The following is a 15,911-nucleotide window of genomic DNA, read 5'->3' on the forward strand; positions in this document are numbered from 1 at the left end:
CCGGCCATGTTCATCCCCTTCTTCCTTGAACTGAAGGCTGCACGCGTTCCCGTCTCGCTCAGGGAATATCTGTCGCTGCTCGAAGGGCTGGAAGCCGGGTTGGTCGACTACGACGTCGAAGGTTTTTATTACCTCGCCCGCGCCGCCCTGGTGAAGGACGAGCGCCACATCGACCGCTTCGACCAGGTGTTCGCGCATGTCTTCAAGGGCATTGAAGCGCTGGGCGGACCGGACGCGCTGGACGTCGCCAATATCCCCGAGGAATGGTTGCGCCGCCTCGCCGAAAAGCACCTGACCGACGAGGAGAAAAAACTGGTCGAGGCGCTCGGCGGGTTCGAAAAGCTGATGGAGACTTTGAAACAGCGACTCGAGGAGCAAAAAGGTCGCCACCAGGGCGGCTCGAAATGGATCGGCACCGGCGGAACCTCGCCATTCGGCGCCTATGGCTACAATCCCGAAGGCGTGCGCATCGGCCAGCATGAAAGCCGCAACCGCCGCGCGGTGAAGGTCTGGGACAAGCGCGAGTTCAGGAATTTCGACGATGCCGTCGAACTCGGCACCCGCAACATCAAGATCGCGCTGAAACGCCTGCGTCGCTGGGTGCGCGAGGGCGCCGAGGAAGAGATCGACCTGCCCGGAACCATCCACGCCACGGCCGAACACGGCTATCTCGACGTGCAGACGCGGCCAGAGCGGCGCAACGCGGTGAAGCTGTTGATGTTCTTCGATGTCGGCGGCTCGATGGACGACCACATCAAAAGCGTCGAGGAGCTGTTCTCGGCCGCCCGCGCCGAATTCCGCCAGCTCGAATATTTCTATTTCCACAACTGCCTCTATGAGGGCGTGTGGAAGGACAATCGCCGCAGGCATGCCGAGGTGATTCCGACCTTCGACCTGCTTCACAAATACGGTCCGGACTACAAGGTGATCGTCGTCGGCGACGCCTCGATGAGCCCTTACGAGATCGCTCACCCCGGCGGTTCGGTCGAGCACTGGAATCCGGAGGCGGGCAGCGTCTGGCTCGGCCGTCTGCTGCAGCAATGGCCGAACGCGGTATGGCTGAACCCCGAAGATCCCAAGAACTGGGGCTACACCCATTCGGTTGCGATGATCCGCGACATTTTCGGCGGCCGCATGTTCCCGCTGACGCTGGCCGGGCTGGAGGGCGCGACCAAGCAGCTTTCAAGAAAGCACTGAAAGACCGACAGGAGATCCGATGACCTGCTTCCTCTGCCTGCAATGCGGCGTCCAGTTCGCGGCGACAGAGACGCCGCCAGAACATTGCCCGATCTGCGAGGACGAGCGCCAATATGTGCGCTGGGAGGGCCAAGCGTGGATCACGCCGGAGGAACTTGCCGAAGGACACCGGCTTGTTATGAAGGACGATGCCGGCGTTCTCGGCTTCGGCATCGAGCCGCGCTTCGCCATCGGCCAACGGGCGCTGCTGGCGCAGACGCCGCACGGCAACGTGCTGTGGGACTGCGTTTCGATGGTCAGCGACGAGGCGGTGGCCGAGATCAACCGCCGCGGTGGCCTGGCGGCGATCGCCATCTCGCACTGCCACTATTATTCGGTGATGGCCAGTTGGAGCGAGGCGTTTGGCGGCGTGCCGATTTATCTCCATGCCGACGACCGCCAATGGATCATGCGACCGCACAAGGCGATCGTCAGTTGGGAAGGCGAGACGCTGGCCATAAACCCTTCGCTGACGCTCATCCGCTGCGGCGGCCACTTTGCCGGCGGTCAGGTGCTGCACTGGAAACGCGATGTCGGCGACGTCTTGCTGGCCGGCGATATCTTGCAGGTGACGCCGACGCGCCACCATGTCAGCTTCATGTACAGCTATCCGAACTACATTCCGCTCAATGCAGCGGCCGTGCGCCGCATCGCGGCGGCACTGGAGCCATTCGCGTTCGACCATATCTATGGTGCATGGTGGAACCAGAATGTCATCGGGGGCGCAAAAGCGGCGTTCGCTGCTTCGGTCGATCGCTATCTCAGGGCGATCGCATAAAGATCACGATCGAAAATGCGGGCAAATCGCGTAACAAATGCCTATCTTGGTGCGAATATGAGGTTGCAATCCGCGCATGGTCCCGAACCTCCGGTTCGGAAAGGATCATGCGCAAAACCAAAGTACTACAGCGTCCTTTGCGCGTCCGATGGGCGCGCGGCGCTGTAGTGGCGAGCCGGCAAGGCTGAGGAGATCGAATGGACACCCACACCTACCCTGTAACCCGCACCGACGCCGAATGGCGCGCCCGGCTGACGCCGGAGCAGTATGCCGTCATGCGCGGCCACGGCACCGAGCGGCCGGGAAGTTGCGCTTTGCTCTACGAGAAGCGCGCCGGCACCTTTTCCTGCGTCGGCTGCGACCAGCCTTTGTTTGAATCCAAGCTGAAGTTCGAGAGCGGCACCGGCTGGCCGAGCTTCAACGACCCGGTGCCGGGTTCGGTCGAAAACACCGTCGACCGCAGCTACGGCATGGTTCGCACCGAATGCCATTGCGCCCGCTGCGGCAGCCATCTCGGCCATGTCTTCGAGGACGGCCCGCCGCCGACCGGCCTGCGCTATTGCATCAACGGCGTGGCGCTGAAATTCGAGCCGGCGGCCTGAACCGAAATTCGATTGAATGAATGAAAAGGGCGGCTGCGGCCGCCCTTTTCATTGCCCCCCGGCCGAACCCGGCGAACGCGGTGGGCGCCCGTGTCCGCTCTCAGACCACGACCGTCAGGATCAGCCATAATGTGGCGCCGAGCGTCATCAGTGAGGCCTTGGCGCCACCGGCCTTTTCCGTGGTTCGCCATACGGAAAAGGTCAGAAAGAGGTTGTAGGGCACCGGTGCGAAATGCACCGCCAGAACCAGCGCCAGCGGCAGCTTCAGTCCGAGCAGGACGATCGCGGCCACCAGAGATGCGACGTTGAGCGCCGTGCCGACAAGAACAAGGTCGCGCCAGAACAGCCGGTCGAGCGGCACCTGGCCTTGCCAGCGTGAGCGGAAAAAGGAGCCGATACCCTCTGGCAACACCGGATGTCTATCCCTGCCTCAGGACTTCGGTTACCGCGCGCTCGAAACGCGAACATTCGGTCACCAGCCAGTCGGCCATGGCTGGCCAGTTGTCCTCGGCATAGCAGTTCACCCGCCACATCGAATTGATGCCGAGATCCTCGCAACTCTGTTCCGGCCTGAGCTTCAGCCGGGCTTCGATATCAGGCTGGAACGGTTTCAACCGCGACCACGCTTGCGTGGCGCCGAACTTCTCGTTGCGGCCGAAGAAGACGCCGACCTGGCTCTGCGCCGGCGCGACATACATGGAAAGGACCAAGGCGAAATCGGGCAGCCCGCGCTGCCAGAACCAGGGTCCGCGCCTCGCCATCAGAGCCCTTTCTTCCGGATGCCGCTCGGCGAACAGCGTCCAGAAGCCGCGCTGGCGGAATTCAGAGGCGCGGCGGGCGCCGAAGTCGAATTCGCTCATGGCTCGATGCTCGCTCCGGCATCATGCTCGGCCGGAGACTGTTTCGAAATTCGCTCCGGCGAGTCATATGGTGGTGGTTTCGAGAACCGGAGCGGAGCGTACTTAAAGTACGTGAGCTCAGTTCTACTGCATTGCAGTAGAACTAGGGAAGCGCAGAAAACGCCACCAGATGGCCGCCGGAGTAGAATTTCCAGACGGTCTCTACACCATGCCGAGTGCGGCCTTGTACAGATCGAGGATGGTTTCCTCTTCCTGACGCTCGGCCTGGTCCTTCTTGCGCAGCCGGATGATCGTGCGCATCGCCTTGGTGTCGAAGCCTGTGCCCTTGGCCTCGGCGAACACTTCCTTGATGTCGTCGGAAATGGTCTTCTTCTCTTCCTCGAGCCGCTCTATGCGCTCGATGAAGGCACGCAGCTGGCCGGCGGCAACAGTCTGGCTGGTATCGGTGATATCGTCGGCCATATTTTTCTCCACATCGTTTCTGCGCCGCGACTCGGGATGCATGCAGCGGCGAATTGAGCGGGCTCGATGCCCGACCGCCGGCGGCGGGTCAAGCTGTTATCGATGATCGAACTGACGCTGCCGCCACGATGCGGACAGCGATCCCCCAGGAAGGTATCAATTAGCTGAAAGCGATCAGCAGATCCTTGGCATCGATCTGGTCGCCTGCCTTGACCAGCACCTCGGCGACCGTGCCGTCGCGCTCGGCATGCAGCGCCGTCTCCATCTTCATCGCTTCGATGGAAAGCAGCACGTCACCGGCCTTCACAGCCTGGCCGGCAGCCACCGAAAGCGCAGAAACGACGCCCGGCATCGGTGCGCCGACATGCGCCTCGTTGCCGGGTTCGGCCTTGCGGCGGGCCTTGGCGGCGGACGCGCCATGCGCCCGGTCGGGCACCTTGACACGGCGCGGCTGGCCGTTGAGCTCGAAGAACACGGTGACCATGCCCTTCTCGTCGACATCGCCGATGGCCAGGCACCGCACCACCAGCGTCTTGCCCTTCTCGATGTCGACGAAGATCTCGTCTTCCGGCTTCATGCCGTAGAAATACGTCGGCGTCGGCAGCACGCTGACCGGCCCATAGGTTTCCTGCGCGCCGGCGAAATCCGTGAACACCTTCGGATACATCAGCCACGAGGCGAATTCGAATTCCGACAGCTTGCGCTCGAGCTTCTCCTCGATTTCCTTGCGGTTGGCCTTGAGGTCGGCTGGCTTGAGCAGCGAGCCGGGCCGCACCGTGATCGGCTTGTCGCCTTTGAGCGCCTTCCTCTGCAGCGCCACCGGCCACCCGCCTGGCGACTGGCCGAGGTCGCCGCGCAGCATCGAGACGACCGAATCCGGGAAGGCGATATCCCTATCCGGGTTTTCGACATCGGCAACGGTCAGGTCCTGGCTGACCATCATCAATGCCATGTCGCCGACGACCTTGGACGACGGCGTCACCTTGACGATGTCGCCGAACATCAGATTGACGTCGTGATAGGTCTGCGCCACCTCGTGCCAGCGCGTCTCCAATCCGAGCGAGCGAGCCTGTTCCTTCAGATTGGTGAACTGGCCGCCCGGCATCTCGTGCAGATAGACTTCCGAGGCCGGCCCCTTGAGGTCGCTTTCGAAGGCGGCGTACTGGTTGCGCACCGCTTCCCAGTAGAACGAGATCTTCCTGATCCATTGCGGGTCGAGACCGGGGTCGCGTTCGGTGCCCTTCAGCGCCTCGACGAGTGAGCCAAGGCATGGCTGCGAGGTGTTGCCGGAGAAGGCATCCATCGCCGCGTCTATGGCGTCGACGCCGCTTTCCACCGCCGCCAGCACCGTCGCCGCCGACAGGCCCGACGTGTCGTGGGTGTGGAAATGGATCGGCAGGTCGGTCGCCTCGCGCAGCGCCTTGAACAGCACGCGTGCTGCGGAAGGCTTCAGCAGGCCGGCCATGTCCTTGACGGCGATGATGTGGGCGCCGGCCGCCTGCAATTCCCCGGCCAGGCCGACATAGTATTTGAGGTCGTATTTCGCCCGAGCCGGATCGAGGATATCGCCGGTGTAGCAGATCGCCGCTTCGATCAGCTTGCCCTCGGCTCCGACCGCATCCATGGCGACGCGCATGTTGTCGACCCAGTTCAGGCAATCGAAGACCCGGAACAGGTCGATGCCACCGCTTGCTGCCTGCTTGACGAAATGCTGCACGACATTGTCGGGATAGTTGGTGTAGCCGACGCCATTGGCACCGCGCAGCAGCATCTGCAACAGCAGATTGGGCGCCGCCTCGCGCACCAGCGACAGCCGCTCCCACGGATCCTCGGTGAGGAAGCGCATCGCGACGTCGAAGGTGGCGCCACCCCAGCATTCCAGCGATAGAAGCTGCGGCAAGGCACGCGCATAGGCACCGGCGATGCCGGCAATGTCATGCGTGCGCATGCGCGTCGCCAGCAGCGATTGATGGCCATCGCGCATCGTCGTGTCGGTGACCAGAACCTCCTTCTGATCGCGCATCCAGGCGGCGAACTTCTGCGGGCCCAGCACATCCAGCTTCTGCTTGCTGCCGCCGGGCACATTGCCGTTGAGGTAAGGCACCACGGGTGCCGCGGCGTCGGCCTTCGGCTGCGGCCGGCCGCGCGTCTCGGGATGGCCGTTGACGCTGACGTCGGCGAGATAGTTGATGAGCTTGGTGGCGCGGTCCTGGCGCTTGACCTGCTGGAACAGTTCCGGCGTCGTGTCGATGAACTTGGTCGTGTAGGAATTGTCGGCGAAGCTCGGATGGTTGATGATCGCTTCGAGGAAGGTCAAATTGGTGGCGACGCCGCGGATGCGGAACTCGCGCAGCGCCCGATTCATGCGGGCGATCGTCTCGGCCGGCGTCGGCGCCCACGCCGTCACCTTCTCCAGCAGCGGATCGTAGAAGCGGGTGATGACCGCGCCCGAATAAGCGGTGCCGCCGTCGAGGCGGATGCCGAAGCCCGTCGCGCCGCGATAGGCGGTGATGCGGCCGTAATCGGGGATGAAATTGTGCTCGGGATCTTCCGTGGTGATACGGCACTGCAGCGCGTGGCCGTTCAGCCTTATGTCCTTCTGCGCCGGCACGCCTGATTCCGGTGTGCCGATGGCAAAGCCGTCGAGGATATGGATCTGCGCCTTGACGATATCGATGCCGGTCACCTGCTCGGTGACGGTGTGCTCGACCTGGATGCGCGGGTTGACCTCGATGAAATAGAATTTGCCGGTGTCGGCATCCTGCAGGAACTCGACCGTGCCGGCGCCGATATAGCTGGTCTCGCGGGCGATCTTGAGCGCATGGCCGCAAAGCTCCTCGCGCTGCGACATTTCGAGATAGGGCGCCGGCGCCCGCTCGACGACCTTCTGGTTGCGGCGCTGGATCGAACAGTCGCGCTCGAACAGGTGCACGGCATTGCCATGGGTATCGCCCAGCACCTGCACCTCGACATGGCGGGCGCGTTCGATCAGCTTTTCGAGATAGACCTCGTCCTTGCCGAAGGCGGCTTTCGCCTCGCGCTTGCCTTCGGTGACTTCACGGGCAAGGTCGGCTTCGGCGCGGATGGCCCGCATGCCGCGGCCGCCGCCGCCCCATGATGCCTTCAGCATCACCGGATAGCCGATTTCCTTGGCTAGTGTCTTGACCGTCTCCATGTCATCCGGCAACGGATCGGTGGCGGGGATCACCGGCACGCCGACCTCGATGGCGAGATTGCGCGCCGCGACCTTGTTGCCGAGCCGCCGCATTGTGTCCGGCCTCGGCCCGATGAAGGTAATGCCGGCTTCGGCACAGGCGTCGGCGAATTCGGGACTTTCCGACAACAATCCGTAGCCGGGATGGATAGCATCGGCACCCGACAGCCTGGCGACGCGGATCACCTCCTCGATCGACAGATAGCTTTCGATCGGCCCCATGTCCTTGGTCAGATGCGGCCCGCGTCCGACCTGGTAGCTCTCGTCGGCCTTGAAGCGATGCAGAGAGTATTTGTCTTCCTCCGCCCAGATCGCCACGGTTTTGAGCCCGAGTTCGTTGGCCGCGCGGAAGACGCGAATGGCGATTTCGGACCGGTTGGCGACGAGGATCTTCGTGATGGCCAAGGACTGGGCTCCAGCGACGGAAGGAAGAGAAATCGGCGCAATGATTAGCGTGAAAATGCTGCAGTGCAAACGAAATTGACGCGCACTTAAACCGATTGAAATAGAAACATTGCGCCAAGGACCCTTCCCATTCCTCCGAACAGCTAAAAAAGAGCCGGCTTTCCGGTTAATGCACGATCATTGCCCGGCTAAGCATCGGCTCCATCGGCCGCCCCTGAACATGACGACGGCAAAAGAAAATGCCCGGCGCGAGGCGCCGGGCATCGGTAAATGGTCTGGAGACTGACGAGCTTACATCTTCTGGACGTAGGTGTACTTGCCGTCGTCGCCCTTCTTCCATTCGTACATGACGTAGCCGGGCAGCGTCGGATCGCCCTTGGCGTCATAGGACAGGTCGCCGAGAACGGTCTTGAAGGGGCCGTTTTCATGCAGCGCCTTGGCAACTGCCTGCGGGTCGTTCGACTTGGCAGCGGTCGCTGCTTCCGCGATCGCCTGCACGGCGGCGTAGGAGTAGAGCGTGTAGGCTTCCGGCTCGAAACCCTGCGCGCGGAACTTCTCGACGAGTTCCTTGTTGGCGGGGATCAGGCGCGGATCCGGGCCGAACGTGTTGAGCGTGCCCGCAACTGCGTCGCCAGCGATCGAAGCCAGTTCGTTCGACACGATGCCATCGCCGGAAACCAGCGTTGCCTTGAGGCCCTGGTCGGCCGCCTGACGGATGATCAGGCCGGCTTCGGTGTGCAGGCCGCCCCAATAGATGATGGAAACGCCGGCTTCCTTCATCTTGGCGATCAGCGCCGAGAAGTCCTTGTCGCCGACATTGATGCCTTCATACATGACTTCCGTCACGCCCTTGGCGTTCATCGCCTTCTTGGTTTCGTCGGCAAGGCCCTGACCGTAGGTGGTCTTGTCGTGAACGACAGCGATCTTGGCGTCCTTGAAGTTGGCGGCGAGATACGCGCCGGCAATGCTGCCCTGCTGATCGTCGCGTCCGCAGGTGCGGAACACGTTCCACAGACCGCGCTCGGTGAATTGCGGGTTGGTCGCGGCCGGCGTCACTTCGACGATGCCGTTTTCCGCATAGACTTCAGATGCCGGGATAGAGACGCCGGAGTTGAAGTGGCCGACCACGAACTTGACGCCGTCGCCGACGAACTTGTTGGCGACCGAGATACCCTGCTTCGGATCGGAGACGTCGTCGCCGACTTCGAGCTTGATCTGCTCGCCGTTGATGCCGCCCTTGGCATTGATGTCGGCGACAGCAGCTTCCGCCCCCTTCTGCAGCTGCGCGCCGAAGGCGGCGTTCGGACCGGTGATCGGGCCCGCGACGCCCATCATTACGTCAGCCCACGCGCTGCCGCCGAACGCGACAAGCGCGGTCAGGGCGACGGCGGACAAAAGTGACTTTTTCATTTAAACGCTCCCATTAACGGAGTGGGCGTGGATGAAGCTTTCATGCGATGCCCACCCTTATCGCAGAAAGCATAGTTTGCCGATTTTCAGGCACTTGTCACGCCGATTCAATTTCGAGGCGGCGTTAATGATGAACGTCAACCTTTCGGTTTCCAGCTCAAGAGTGAAGCTCTTTCGTAGAGCCAATTATACTGTGTCACCATCTGGTTGGTGCGCGTGTATTGATAGCCGACGAAGCCGAGGATCATCAGCACGATGGTGTCGACGACATAATAATGCAGCGAGAACATGGTGCCGCCGAACAGCGCGTGATGGATGAAGCGGATCGCGATGCCGAGGCCCAGCACATAGGCGAACAGCTGGATGAAGCTGCGCCACGTCTGGGCACTGGCCTTGCCCGTCATCCACGCCGCCCAGCCGCCGAGCAGACAGGTGACGAAGAAGAACTGCCAGATCGAGGGTTCCTCGTAAAGAATGCCCTGCATGGTGAAGTCTCCTTAGCATGATCCCGAAAGTTGCGGACTTTCCGGACAAAGATCATGCGACAAACAAACAATCTGGAGCGGAATAGCGGTGCACGCATTCCGCTTCGAACTCAGTGGTGTCCGCCCTCGAGATAGGCGGCGCGCACTTCCGGATTGGCGAGCAGTTCCTTGCCGGTGCCGCTCATCGTCACATTGCCGTTGACCATGACGTAGCCGCGCGTGGCGAGCTTGAGCGCGCCGAAGGCGTTCTGCTCGACCAGGAACACGGTCAGCCCCTGGGTGCGGTTCAGTTCGCGGATGGCGTCGAAGATCTGTTTGACGATCAGCGGCGCGAGACCCAGCGACGGCTCGTCGAGCAAAAGCAGCTTCGGCCGTGCCATCAGCGCGCGTCCGATCGACAGCATCTGCTGCTCACCGCCCGACAGCGTGCCACCGCGCTGGGTGATGCGCTCCTTCAAACGCGGGAACAGCGTGAACACCTTCTCGACGTCCTCGTCATAGTGCTTGAGGTTGTCGAGGCTGGCGCCCATCTGCAGGTTTTCCATCACCGTCATGCGCGGAAAGATCCGCCGGCCCTCGGGCGATTGGGCAATGCGCATGCGCGCGATCTCGTGCGTCGGCATCTGGGTTATGTCGGTGCCGGCAAAGGTGATAGTCCCGGCGCGAGCCCGCGGCGCACCGAAAATAGTCATCATCAGCGTCGACTTGCCGGCGCCATTGGCACCGATCAGCGCCACGATCTCACCCTGCTTGACGGTGACATCGACGCCGTTCAGCGCCCGGATGTTGCCGTAATAGGTCTGCACGCCCTTGATATCGAGCAGCGTTGTCGCGGCCATCACTTGCCCCCTCCACGCTTGCCCGCCACGGGCTTGGCAGCGGTCTTGCTCGCGGTCTTTCCGGAGGCTGCCTTTGCAGTCTTTGCGGAAGCATGGCTCGTCGCCACCTTGCCCGCATCCACGCGGCGCGAAAATTCCGTGTCCCTGCCCTGGCCGAGCAGCCTAGCCTGTTTGACCCATTCCTCGCGCGCGATACGTCCGTCAAAAGCAAGATAGGCTTCGGCGGCCTCGACGTCGGCCTTTTTCCAGGCGCCGATCTGGTCGAAGTGGAAGATGCCGTGGTCGTTGAGCTTCTTCTCGTTGACCGTACCGATGCCCTTTATGCGGGTCAAATTGTCGGCCTTGCCGCCGCGAGGCGCAGCCAGCCGGTTGGAGATCTCTCCAGTCTTCGCCGCAGGCTTGGCGGATGCGGTCGACTTCGCCGCCGTGCCGGTTGCCGCCTTCGACGTCGCTTTCGGAGCAGGCTTTGCCTTCGCCGGCGGCACGGCTGCCTGCGAGGCTGCCTTGTTTGCCGCGGCGAGCGACCTGGCGTCGACCTGACCGGCCTTTGACGCTCCCTTGGCCACCGTAACCCGCTCGCCCGAACTATGGCCGACCGTGTCGGTCACCGGCCCGGCGAGATAGGACGACGATGTTCCCGGACCGTGCGCGGCATCCGGCCCCGTATCGAGCTGTTCGATGACATCTTCGTCGCCGACTTCGGTAAGGACCGCTTCGACTTCCTCGTCGTCGACGCCGAGATAGGCGGCGATGACGCGCGGATCGGTGCGCACCGACTGCGGACTGCCGTCGGAGATCTTGCGGCCATACTCCAGCACCACGACATGGTCGGAGATCTGCATGACCACCGACATGTCGTGCTCGATCAACAGGATCGAGGCGCCGGATGTGTTCTTGATGTCGATCAGCAGCTCGTTGAGCGCCGCCGATTCCTTCGGATTGAGGCCGGCCGCCGGCTCGTCGAGGCACAGAAGCTCGGGTCCCGTGCACATGGCGCGAGCGATCTCGAGACGGCGCTGCGCGCCATAGGGCAGGTCGCCGGCCGGGTCGTCGGCACGGTCGACAAGATCGGCCTTTTCCAGCCAATGCTTGGCGAGCTCCACCGATTCGGCCGAGGCCTTGCGATAGCCGCTGAAGCCGAACAGGCCAAGCACCGTGTAGCCCGATGCCTTCATCAGTTTGTTGTGCTGGGCGACCAGCAGGTTCTCCAGCAGGGTCATGCCGGAGAACAGGCGGATGTTCTGGAAGGTGCGCGCCACCTTGGCGCGCGCCGGGATTTCATGGTTGGGCAGCCGCTCGAGCAGGAAGGTCGAACCATCGTTCCGGTTGAGCGTGATCATGCCTTCCGAGGGCTTGTAGAAGCCGGTGATGCAATTGAACACCGTGGTCTTGCCGGCGCCGTTGGGGCCGATCAGCGCGGTGATCTCGCCGCGCTTGGCGGCGAAAGACAGATCCCCGATGGCCACCAGGCCACCGAACTTCATCGACAGATGATCGACCTGAAGGATAGCGTCGTTCATGCCCGAAGCGGCTTTCTGAACAGGGTTCGCATTCATCAGCCGTGTCCTTCCTTGGTGAAGGAGCTTGAGACGGCCTTTCGCTCCTTCAGGAAGGCGGTTGGTTCACGACTGCCGACGAAGCCGCGCGGCTTCCACAGCATGACGATGACCATGGCCATGCCGAACAGCAGCATGCGGTAGAGTTCCGGTGTGAAGTCCGGTCCGAAGACCTGCTTGAGGAAGTCGAGTTCGCGCAACGCCTCGGTGCCGCCGATCATCACCATTGCGGCGACCGCTATGCCGACCAGCGAGCCCATGCCACCGAGAACCACGATGGCCAGGATGATGGCCGATTCCAGGAAGACGAAGGATTCCGGGCTGACGAAGCCCTGCCGTGCGGCGAAGAATGCGCCGGCGAAGCCGCCGAACATCGCACCCGTGGCAAAGGCCGTAAGCTTCGTGGTGGTGGTGTTGATGCCGAGCGAGCGGCAGGCGATCTCGTCCTCGCGCAACGCTTCCCAGGCACGGCCGACCGGCATGCGCCGCAGCCGGATGGTGACGAAGGCTGTCAGCAGCGCCAGCGCCAGGATCAGGTAATAGAGGAAGATCTTGTAGTAGGCGCTCGATGTCGCCAGATGCAGCACCTTGGCGACGTAATTGGGGTCCGACACGTTGAAGGTCATCAGGCCGAAGAAGGTGACCTTCGGGATGCCGGAAATACCGGCTGAACCGTTGGTGACTTCCCGCCAGTTGATCAGCACCAGGCGGATGATCTCACCGAAAGCCAAGGTGACGATCGCCAGGTAATCGCCGCGCAGGCGCAGCACCGGGAAACCGAGCAGCACGCCCCAGAAGGCGGCCATGGCGCCGGCGGCCGGCAAAAGGATCCAGAACGACAGGCCGTACTGCGTGCCGAGCAGCGCATAGGCATAGGCGCCGACCGCGTAGAAGGCGACATAACCGAGGTCGAGCAGGCCGGCGAGGCCAACGACGATGTTCAGGCCCCAGGCCAGCATCACATAGATCAGGATCTGGATGCCGAAATTGTCGACCCATTTCAGCGAGCCTTGCAGTCCGCCGACGAACGACCAGGACATCAGCGACAGGATCGCCACCACCAGGATCGGATAGAGGATCAGCGCGGCAATGCCGAGTTTGGTGAAGTTGGCATGAATGAAGCCGCGGAAATAATAGATCACGCAGGCCAGCACATAGATGACCGACAAGGCGCGCAGGAACTGCAGATAGCCCGCCGGCTCCGCTCCCACCCATCCGACGAGAGAGCTGTTGACCGCAAACAACACCACCGCCGCGACCAAGGCCACGATGAAGGCCGGCAACTGGAAGAAGCGTGACGCCACGCTGGCCGGCAGCAGGCCGGTGGCGACGTCGGTGATCTTCTGGTTGGCCAGGAAGGGCTGTCCATAGGCGACATAGAGGAAGCGCCCGACAGCCGTGGCGATAACCACGGCGGCAAGCAGGCCCCAGCGTGTCGTCAGGACCAGTTCATTGGAAATGTTCTGGCCGGTCTTCAGGCCGATGAACAGCACGAACAGGCCAAACGATATGGCAGCGGCATAGAGCGCCTCACGCAATGCGCGCTGCATGGGGGTGGCGACGGTGTCGCGCTCCGGAGATACGGTGACGGCCATAGTCTCAGACCTTTTCGACTTCTGGCCGGCCCAATATGCCGGAAGGCAGGAAGATCAGCACGATGGCCAGGATCGAGAACGCCGCGACATCCTTGTAGTCGATCGAGAAATAGGCCGACCACATGCTCTCGATGAAGCCGATCATCAACCCGCCGACCACCGCGCCCGGCAGCGAACCGATGCCGCCCAGCACCGCCGCCGTGAAGGCTTTCACGCCCGGCGTGAAACCATCCGAGAAGGCAATGACGCCGTAATACATCAGGAACAAAGTGCCGGCGACCGCGGCAAGGGCCGCACCCATGATGAAGGTGATCGAGATGGTACGGTCGACATCGATGCCGAGCAGCGCCGCCATCTTGCGGTCCTGCTCACAGGCCCGTTGCGCTCGTCCAAGCGAGGTCTTGTTGACCAGATACCAGAACAGCGCCAGCAGCAGCGCCGTGACGACGACGATGATGATCTGCTTCAGCGACACGCTGATGCCGTTGATGTTGTAAACCTGGCTGACCATCGGCGGGATCGGCTTGTTGCGGGGACCCTGCGTCACCTGGACGAAGTTCGACAGCGCGATCGACATGCCGATGGCAGTGATCAGCGGGGCCAGTCGGAACGAACCGCGCAGCGGCCGGTAGGCCACCTTTTCGATCGTCCAGTTGTAGAGGCTGGTGAGCAGCATCGCCACGATCATCATGATCAGCAGCGCCAGCACAACCGGCACGGAATAGAACAGCGCGCCAAGGGCGAGGAAGACGATCAGTGCCGTGAAGGCACCCACCATGAAGATGTCGCCATGGGCGAAATTGATCATACCGATGATGCCGTAGACCATCGTGTAGCCGATCGCGATCAGCCCATAGATCGATCCCAGCGTCAGCCCGTTGATAAGCTGCTGGACAAAGTACTGCATGTGTACATGGCTCCCCTGGAATGTCGCCCATGCAGACGCATTCCTTTTCGTATTTCCCCTAGTCGTAAAGTTTCGAGCCCGGATTGCAACGTCATTTTTCAATCGTCATGCGTGTTTTCGAAGCACGCCGCCCGATTGCCCGTTTTCCATCATCCGACCCCTGGACTATCGCGGACCCTACCATTGGCATAACGCAATGTCTTTGACGATTCGACCGCATCATGCGCCCCGTTTCGAAGAAATCGCCGTCAAAATTAGGTGATGAAAGGAATCCTTGCGTTTTTGGCACGATCCATTTTTCAGGTCGTTGCTTTCCGCAAGGTCAGGATTCCCATCACTTGACAACAAACCCGTGCGCGAACGGGTCGCGGTCGTCGATGAAGATGGTGTTCAGTCCGGTCATGCGCGCCCAGCCGCCGATCGAGGGAATGATGGCCGGCTTGCCGGCCACGCTGACATCCTTTTCGACCTTGCCCTTGAACAGCGAACCGATGATCGATTCATGCACGAAGCTGTCTCCGGCCTTGAGTTTGCCCTTGGCATGAAGCTGCGCCATGCGCGCCGAGGTGCCGGTGCCGCAGGGCGAGCGGTCGATCGCCTTGTCGCCGTAGAACACGGCATTGCGGGCATCCGCCCCATCCACCGTCGGCGCACCGGTCCACAGCATGTGCGACAGCCGGTTGATGCCAGGATTTTCCGGATGCACGAAGGAATATTTCTCGTTGAGCCGCTGCCGCACCACCGGGCTCCAGGCGATGAAGTCGCCCGCCGAATGATCGGCCATGTCGCGATAGTTCTCCTGCGGTTCGACGATGGCGTAGAAGTTGCCGCCATAGGCGACGTCGACGGTGATTTCACCGAGCCCAGGGCATTCGACCGTCAGCCCCTCGGCATGGAGGAAGGATGGCACATTGGTGATGCGCACCTCCTCGACATAGTCGCCGACCTGCTTGTATTCGGCGACGACCAGCCCGGCCGGCGTGTCGAGCCTGAGCACGCCCGGCGTCTTTGGTTTGATCAGTCCGTGCTCGATGGCCATCGTCACCGTACCGATCGTGCCATGGCCGCACATCGGCAGGCAGCCGGAGGTTTCGATGAACAGGATGGCGATGTCGCAATCCTCGCGCGTCGGCGGATAGAGAATCGAACCGGACATCACGTCGTGGCCGCGCGGCTCGAACATCAACCCGGTGCGGATCCAGTCATATTCGGCCAGAAAATGCGCACGCCGCTCCATCATCGTCGCGCCCTGCAACAGCGGGCCGCCGCCGGCGACCAGCCGCACAGGATTGCCGCAGGTGTGGCCGTCTATGCAGAAGAAGGATTTCTTGGCCATGACGCTCCTCGAAAATCAAAAACCCGAAAAAATCAAAATCGTTGCGGACTGAAGGGGGCCAGATCGATCGGCGGAGTCTGCCCCAGGACAAGATCCCTGATCAACCGTCCGGTGGCCGCCGCCTGGGTCAGGCCGAGATGGCCATGGCCGAAGGCATAGACCACCGACCGCTTTCCCGGCGCGCCGCCGATGACGGGCACTGAATCCGGCAGCGAGGGGCGGAACC

15 protein-coding genes are annotated in these 15,911 nt (G+C 62.2%); 3 read left to right on the forward strand and 12 right to left on the reverse strand.

The genetic code is table 11. From position 1 onward, the window contains the following. Window positions 1-6: 6 nt before the first annotated feature. The 3 genes from EOA22_RS01155 to msrB all read left to right on the forward strand — a co-directional run bounded on the left by EOA22_RS01155 (window position 7) and on the right by msrB (window position 2,616). A complete protein-coding gene (locus EOA22_RS01155) occupies window positions 7-1,197 on the forward strand; it encodes a VWA domain-containing protein (RefSeq protein WP_127389818.1) in 1,191 nt (396 codons plus the stop codon). A gap of 19 nt (window positions 1,198-1,216) precedes the next feature. Next, the gene (locus EOA22_RS01160; RefSeq protein ID WP_063169211.1) at window positions 1,217-2,014 is read left to right on the forward strand and encodes a hypothetical protein; all 798 of its coding nucleotides are present in this window, start codon (window positions 1,217-1,219) and stop codon (window positions 2,012-2,014) included. A gap of 197 nt (window positions 2,015-2,211) precedes the next feature. Continuing rightward, on the forward strand, window positions 2,212-2,616 hold the full coding sequence (gene msrB, locus EOA22_RS01165; protein WP_013529102.1) for a peptide-methionine (R)-S-oxide reductase MsrB: 405 nt from the start codon (window positions 2,212-2,214) through the stop codon (window positions 2,614-2,616). Between the two features lie 100 nt (window positions 2,617-2,716). On the opposite strand, the gene EOA22_RS01170 is transcribed toward msrB, so the two are convergent. From EOA22_RS01170 to EOA22_RS01225, 12 genes are all read right to left on the reverse strand, one after another. Further along, entirely contained in the window at window positions 2,717-3,028 is a 312-nt protein-coding gene (locus EOA22_RS01170; protein ID WP_024502896.1) for a hypothetical protein, read from the reverse strand. Window positions 3,029-3,035: 7 nt separating this feature from the next. Continuing rightward, the gene (locus tag EOA22_RS01175) at window positions 3,036-3,476 is read right to left on the reverse strand and encodes a hypothetical protein (protein ID WP_013529100.1); all 441 of its coding nucleotides are present in this window, start codon (window positions 3,474-3,476) and stop codon (window positions 3,036-3,038) included. A 201-nt stretch (window positions 3,477-3,677) separates the two neighbouring features. Continuing rightward, on the reverse strand, window positions 3,678-3,938 hold the full coding sequence (locus EOA22_RS01180) for a DUF2312 domain-containing protein (protein ID WP_013529099.1): 261 nt from the start codon (window positions 3,936-3,938) through the stop codon (window positions 3,678-3,680). Window positions 3,939-4,098: 160 nt separating this feature from the next. Next, a complete protein-coding gene (gene pyc, locus EOA22_RS01185) occupies window positions 4,099-7,557 on the reverse strand; it encodes a pyruvate carboxylase (RefSeq protein WP_063169212.1) in 3,459 nt (1,152 codons plus the stop codon). Window positions 7,558-7,848: 291 nt separating this feature from the next. Beyond that, on the reverse strand, window positions 7,849-8,967 hold the full coding sequence (locus EOA22_RS01190; RefSeq protein ID WP_013529097.1) for a branched-chain amino acid ABC transporter substrate-binding protein: 1,119 nt from the start codon (window positions 8,965-8,967) through the stop codon (window positions 7,849-7,851). A 137-nt stretch (window positions 8,968-9,104) separates the two neighbouring features. Next, entirely contained in the window at window positions 9,105-9,452 is a 348-nt protein-coding gene (locus EOA22_RS01195; protein WP_013529096.1) for a DUF6867 family protein, read from the reverse strand. A gap of 110 nt (window positions 9,453-9,562) precedes the next feature. Further along, window positions 9,563-10,291: an ABC transporter ATP-binding protein gene (locus tag EOA22_RS01200; protein ID WP_013529095.1), complete on the reverse strand. Its 729-nt coding sequence runs from the start codon at window positions 10,289-10,291 to the stop codon at window positions 9,563-9,565. After that, a complete protein-coding gene (locus tag EOA22_RS01205) occupies window positions 10,291-11,847 on the reverse strand; it encodes an ATP-binding cassette domain-containing protein (RefSeq protein WP_013529094.1) in 1,557 nt (518 codons plus the stop codon). The genes EOA22_RS01200 and EOA22_RS01205 overlap by 1 nt, the downstream gene beginning before the upstream one ends. Beyond that, entirely contained in the window at window positions 11,847-13,442 is a 1,596-nt protein-coding gene (livM, locus tag EOA22_RS01210) for a high-affinity branched-chain amino acid ABC transporter permease LivM (RefSeq protein WP_013529093.1), read from the reverse strand. The genes EOA22_RS01205 and livM overlap by 1 nt, the downstream gene beginning before the upstream one ends. Before the next feature lie 4 nt (window positions 13,443-13,446). Further along, on the reverse strand, window positions 13,447-14,349 hold the full coding sequence (locus EOA22_RS01215) for a branched-chain amino acid ABC transporter permease (RefSeq protein WP_013529092.1): 903 nt from the start codon (window positions 14,347-14,349) through the stop codon (window positions 13,447-13,449). A 334-nt stretch (window positions 14,350-14,683) separates the two neighbouring features. Further along, window positions 14,684-15,685, reverse strand: a complete 1,002-nt coding sequence (locus EOA22_RS01220; protein WP_013529091.1) for a 4-hydroxyproline epimerase — start codon at window positions 15,683-15,685, stop codon at window positions 14,684-14,686. Between the two features lie 32 nt (window positions 15,686-15,717). Continuing rightward, window positions 15,718-15,911 (reverse strand): FAD-dependent oxidoreductase (locus EOA22_RS01225; RefSeq protein ID WP_164755171.1); only part of this gene is annotated, 194 nt, incomplete at its 5' end.

The sequence above is a fragment of the Mesorhizobium sp. M7A.F.Ca.US.014.04.1.1 genome (genome assembly GCF_003998745.1).
Lineage (GTDB): Bacteria > Pseudomonadota > Alphaproteobacteria > Rhizobiales > Rhizobiaceae > Mesorhizobium > Mesorhizobium ciceri.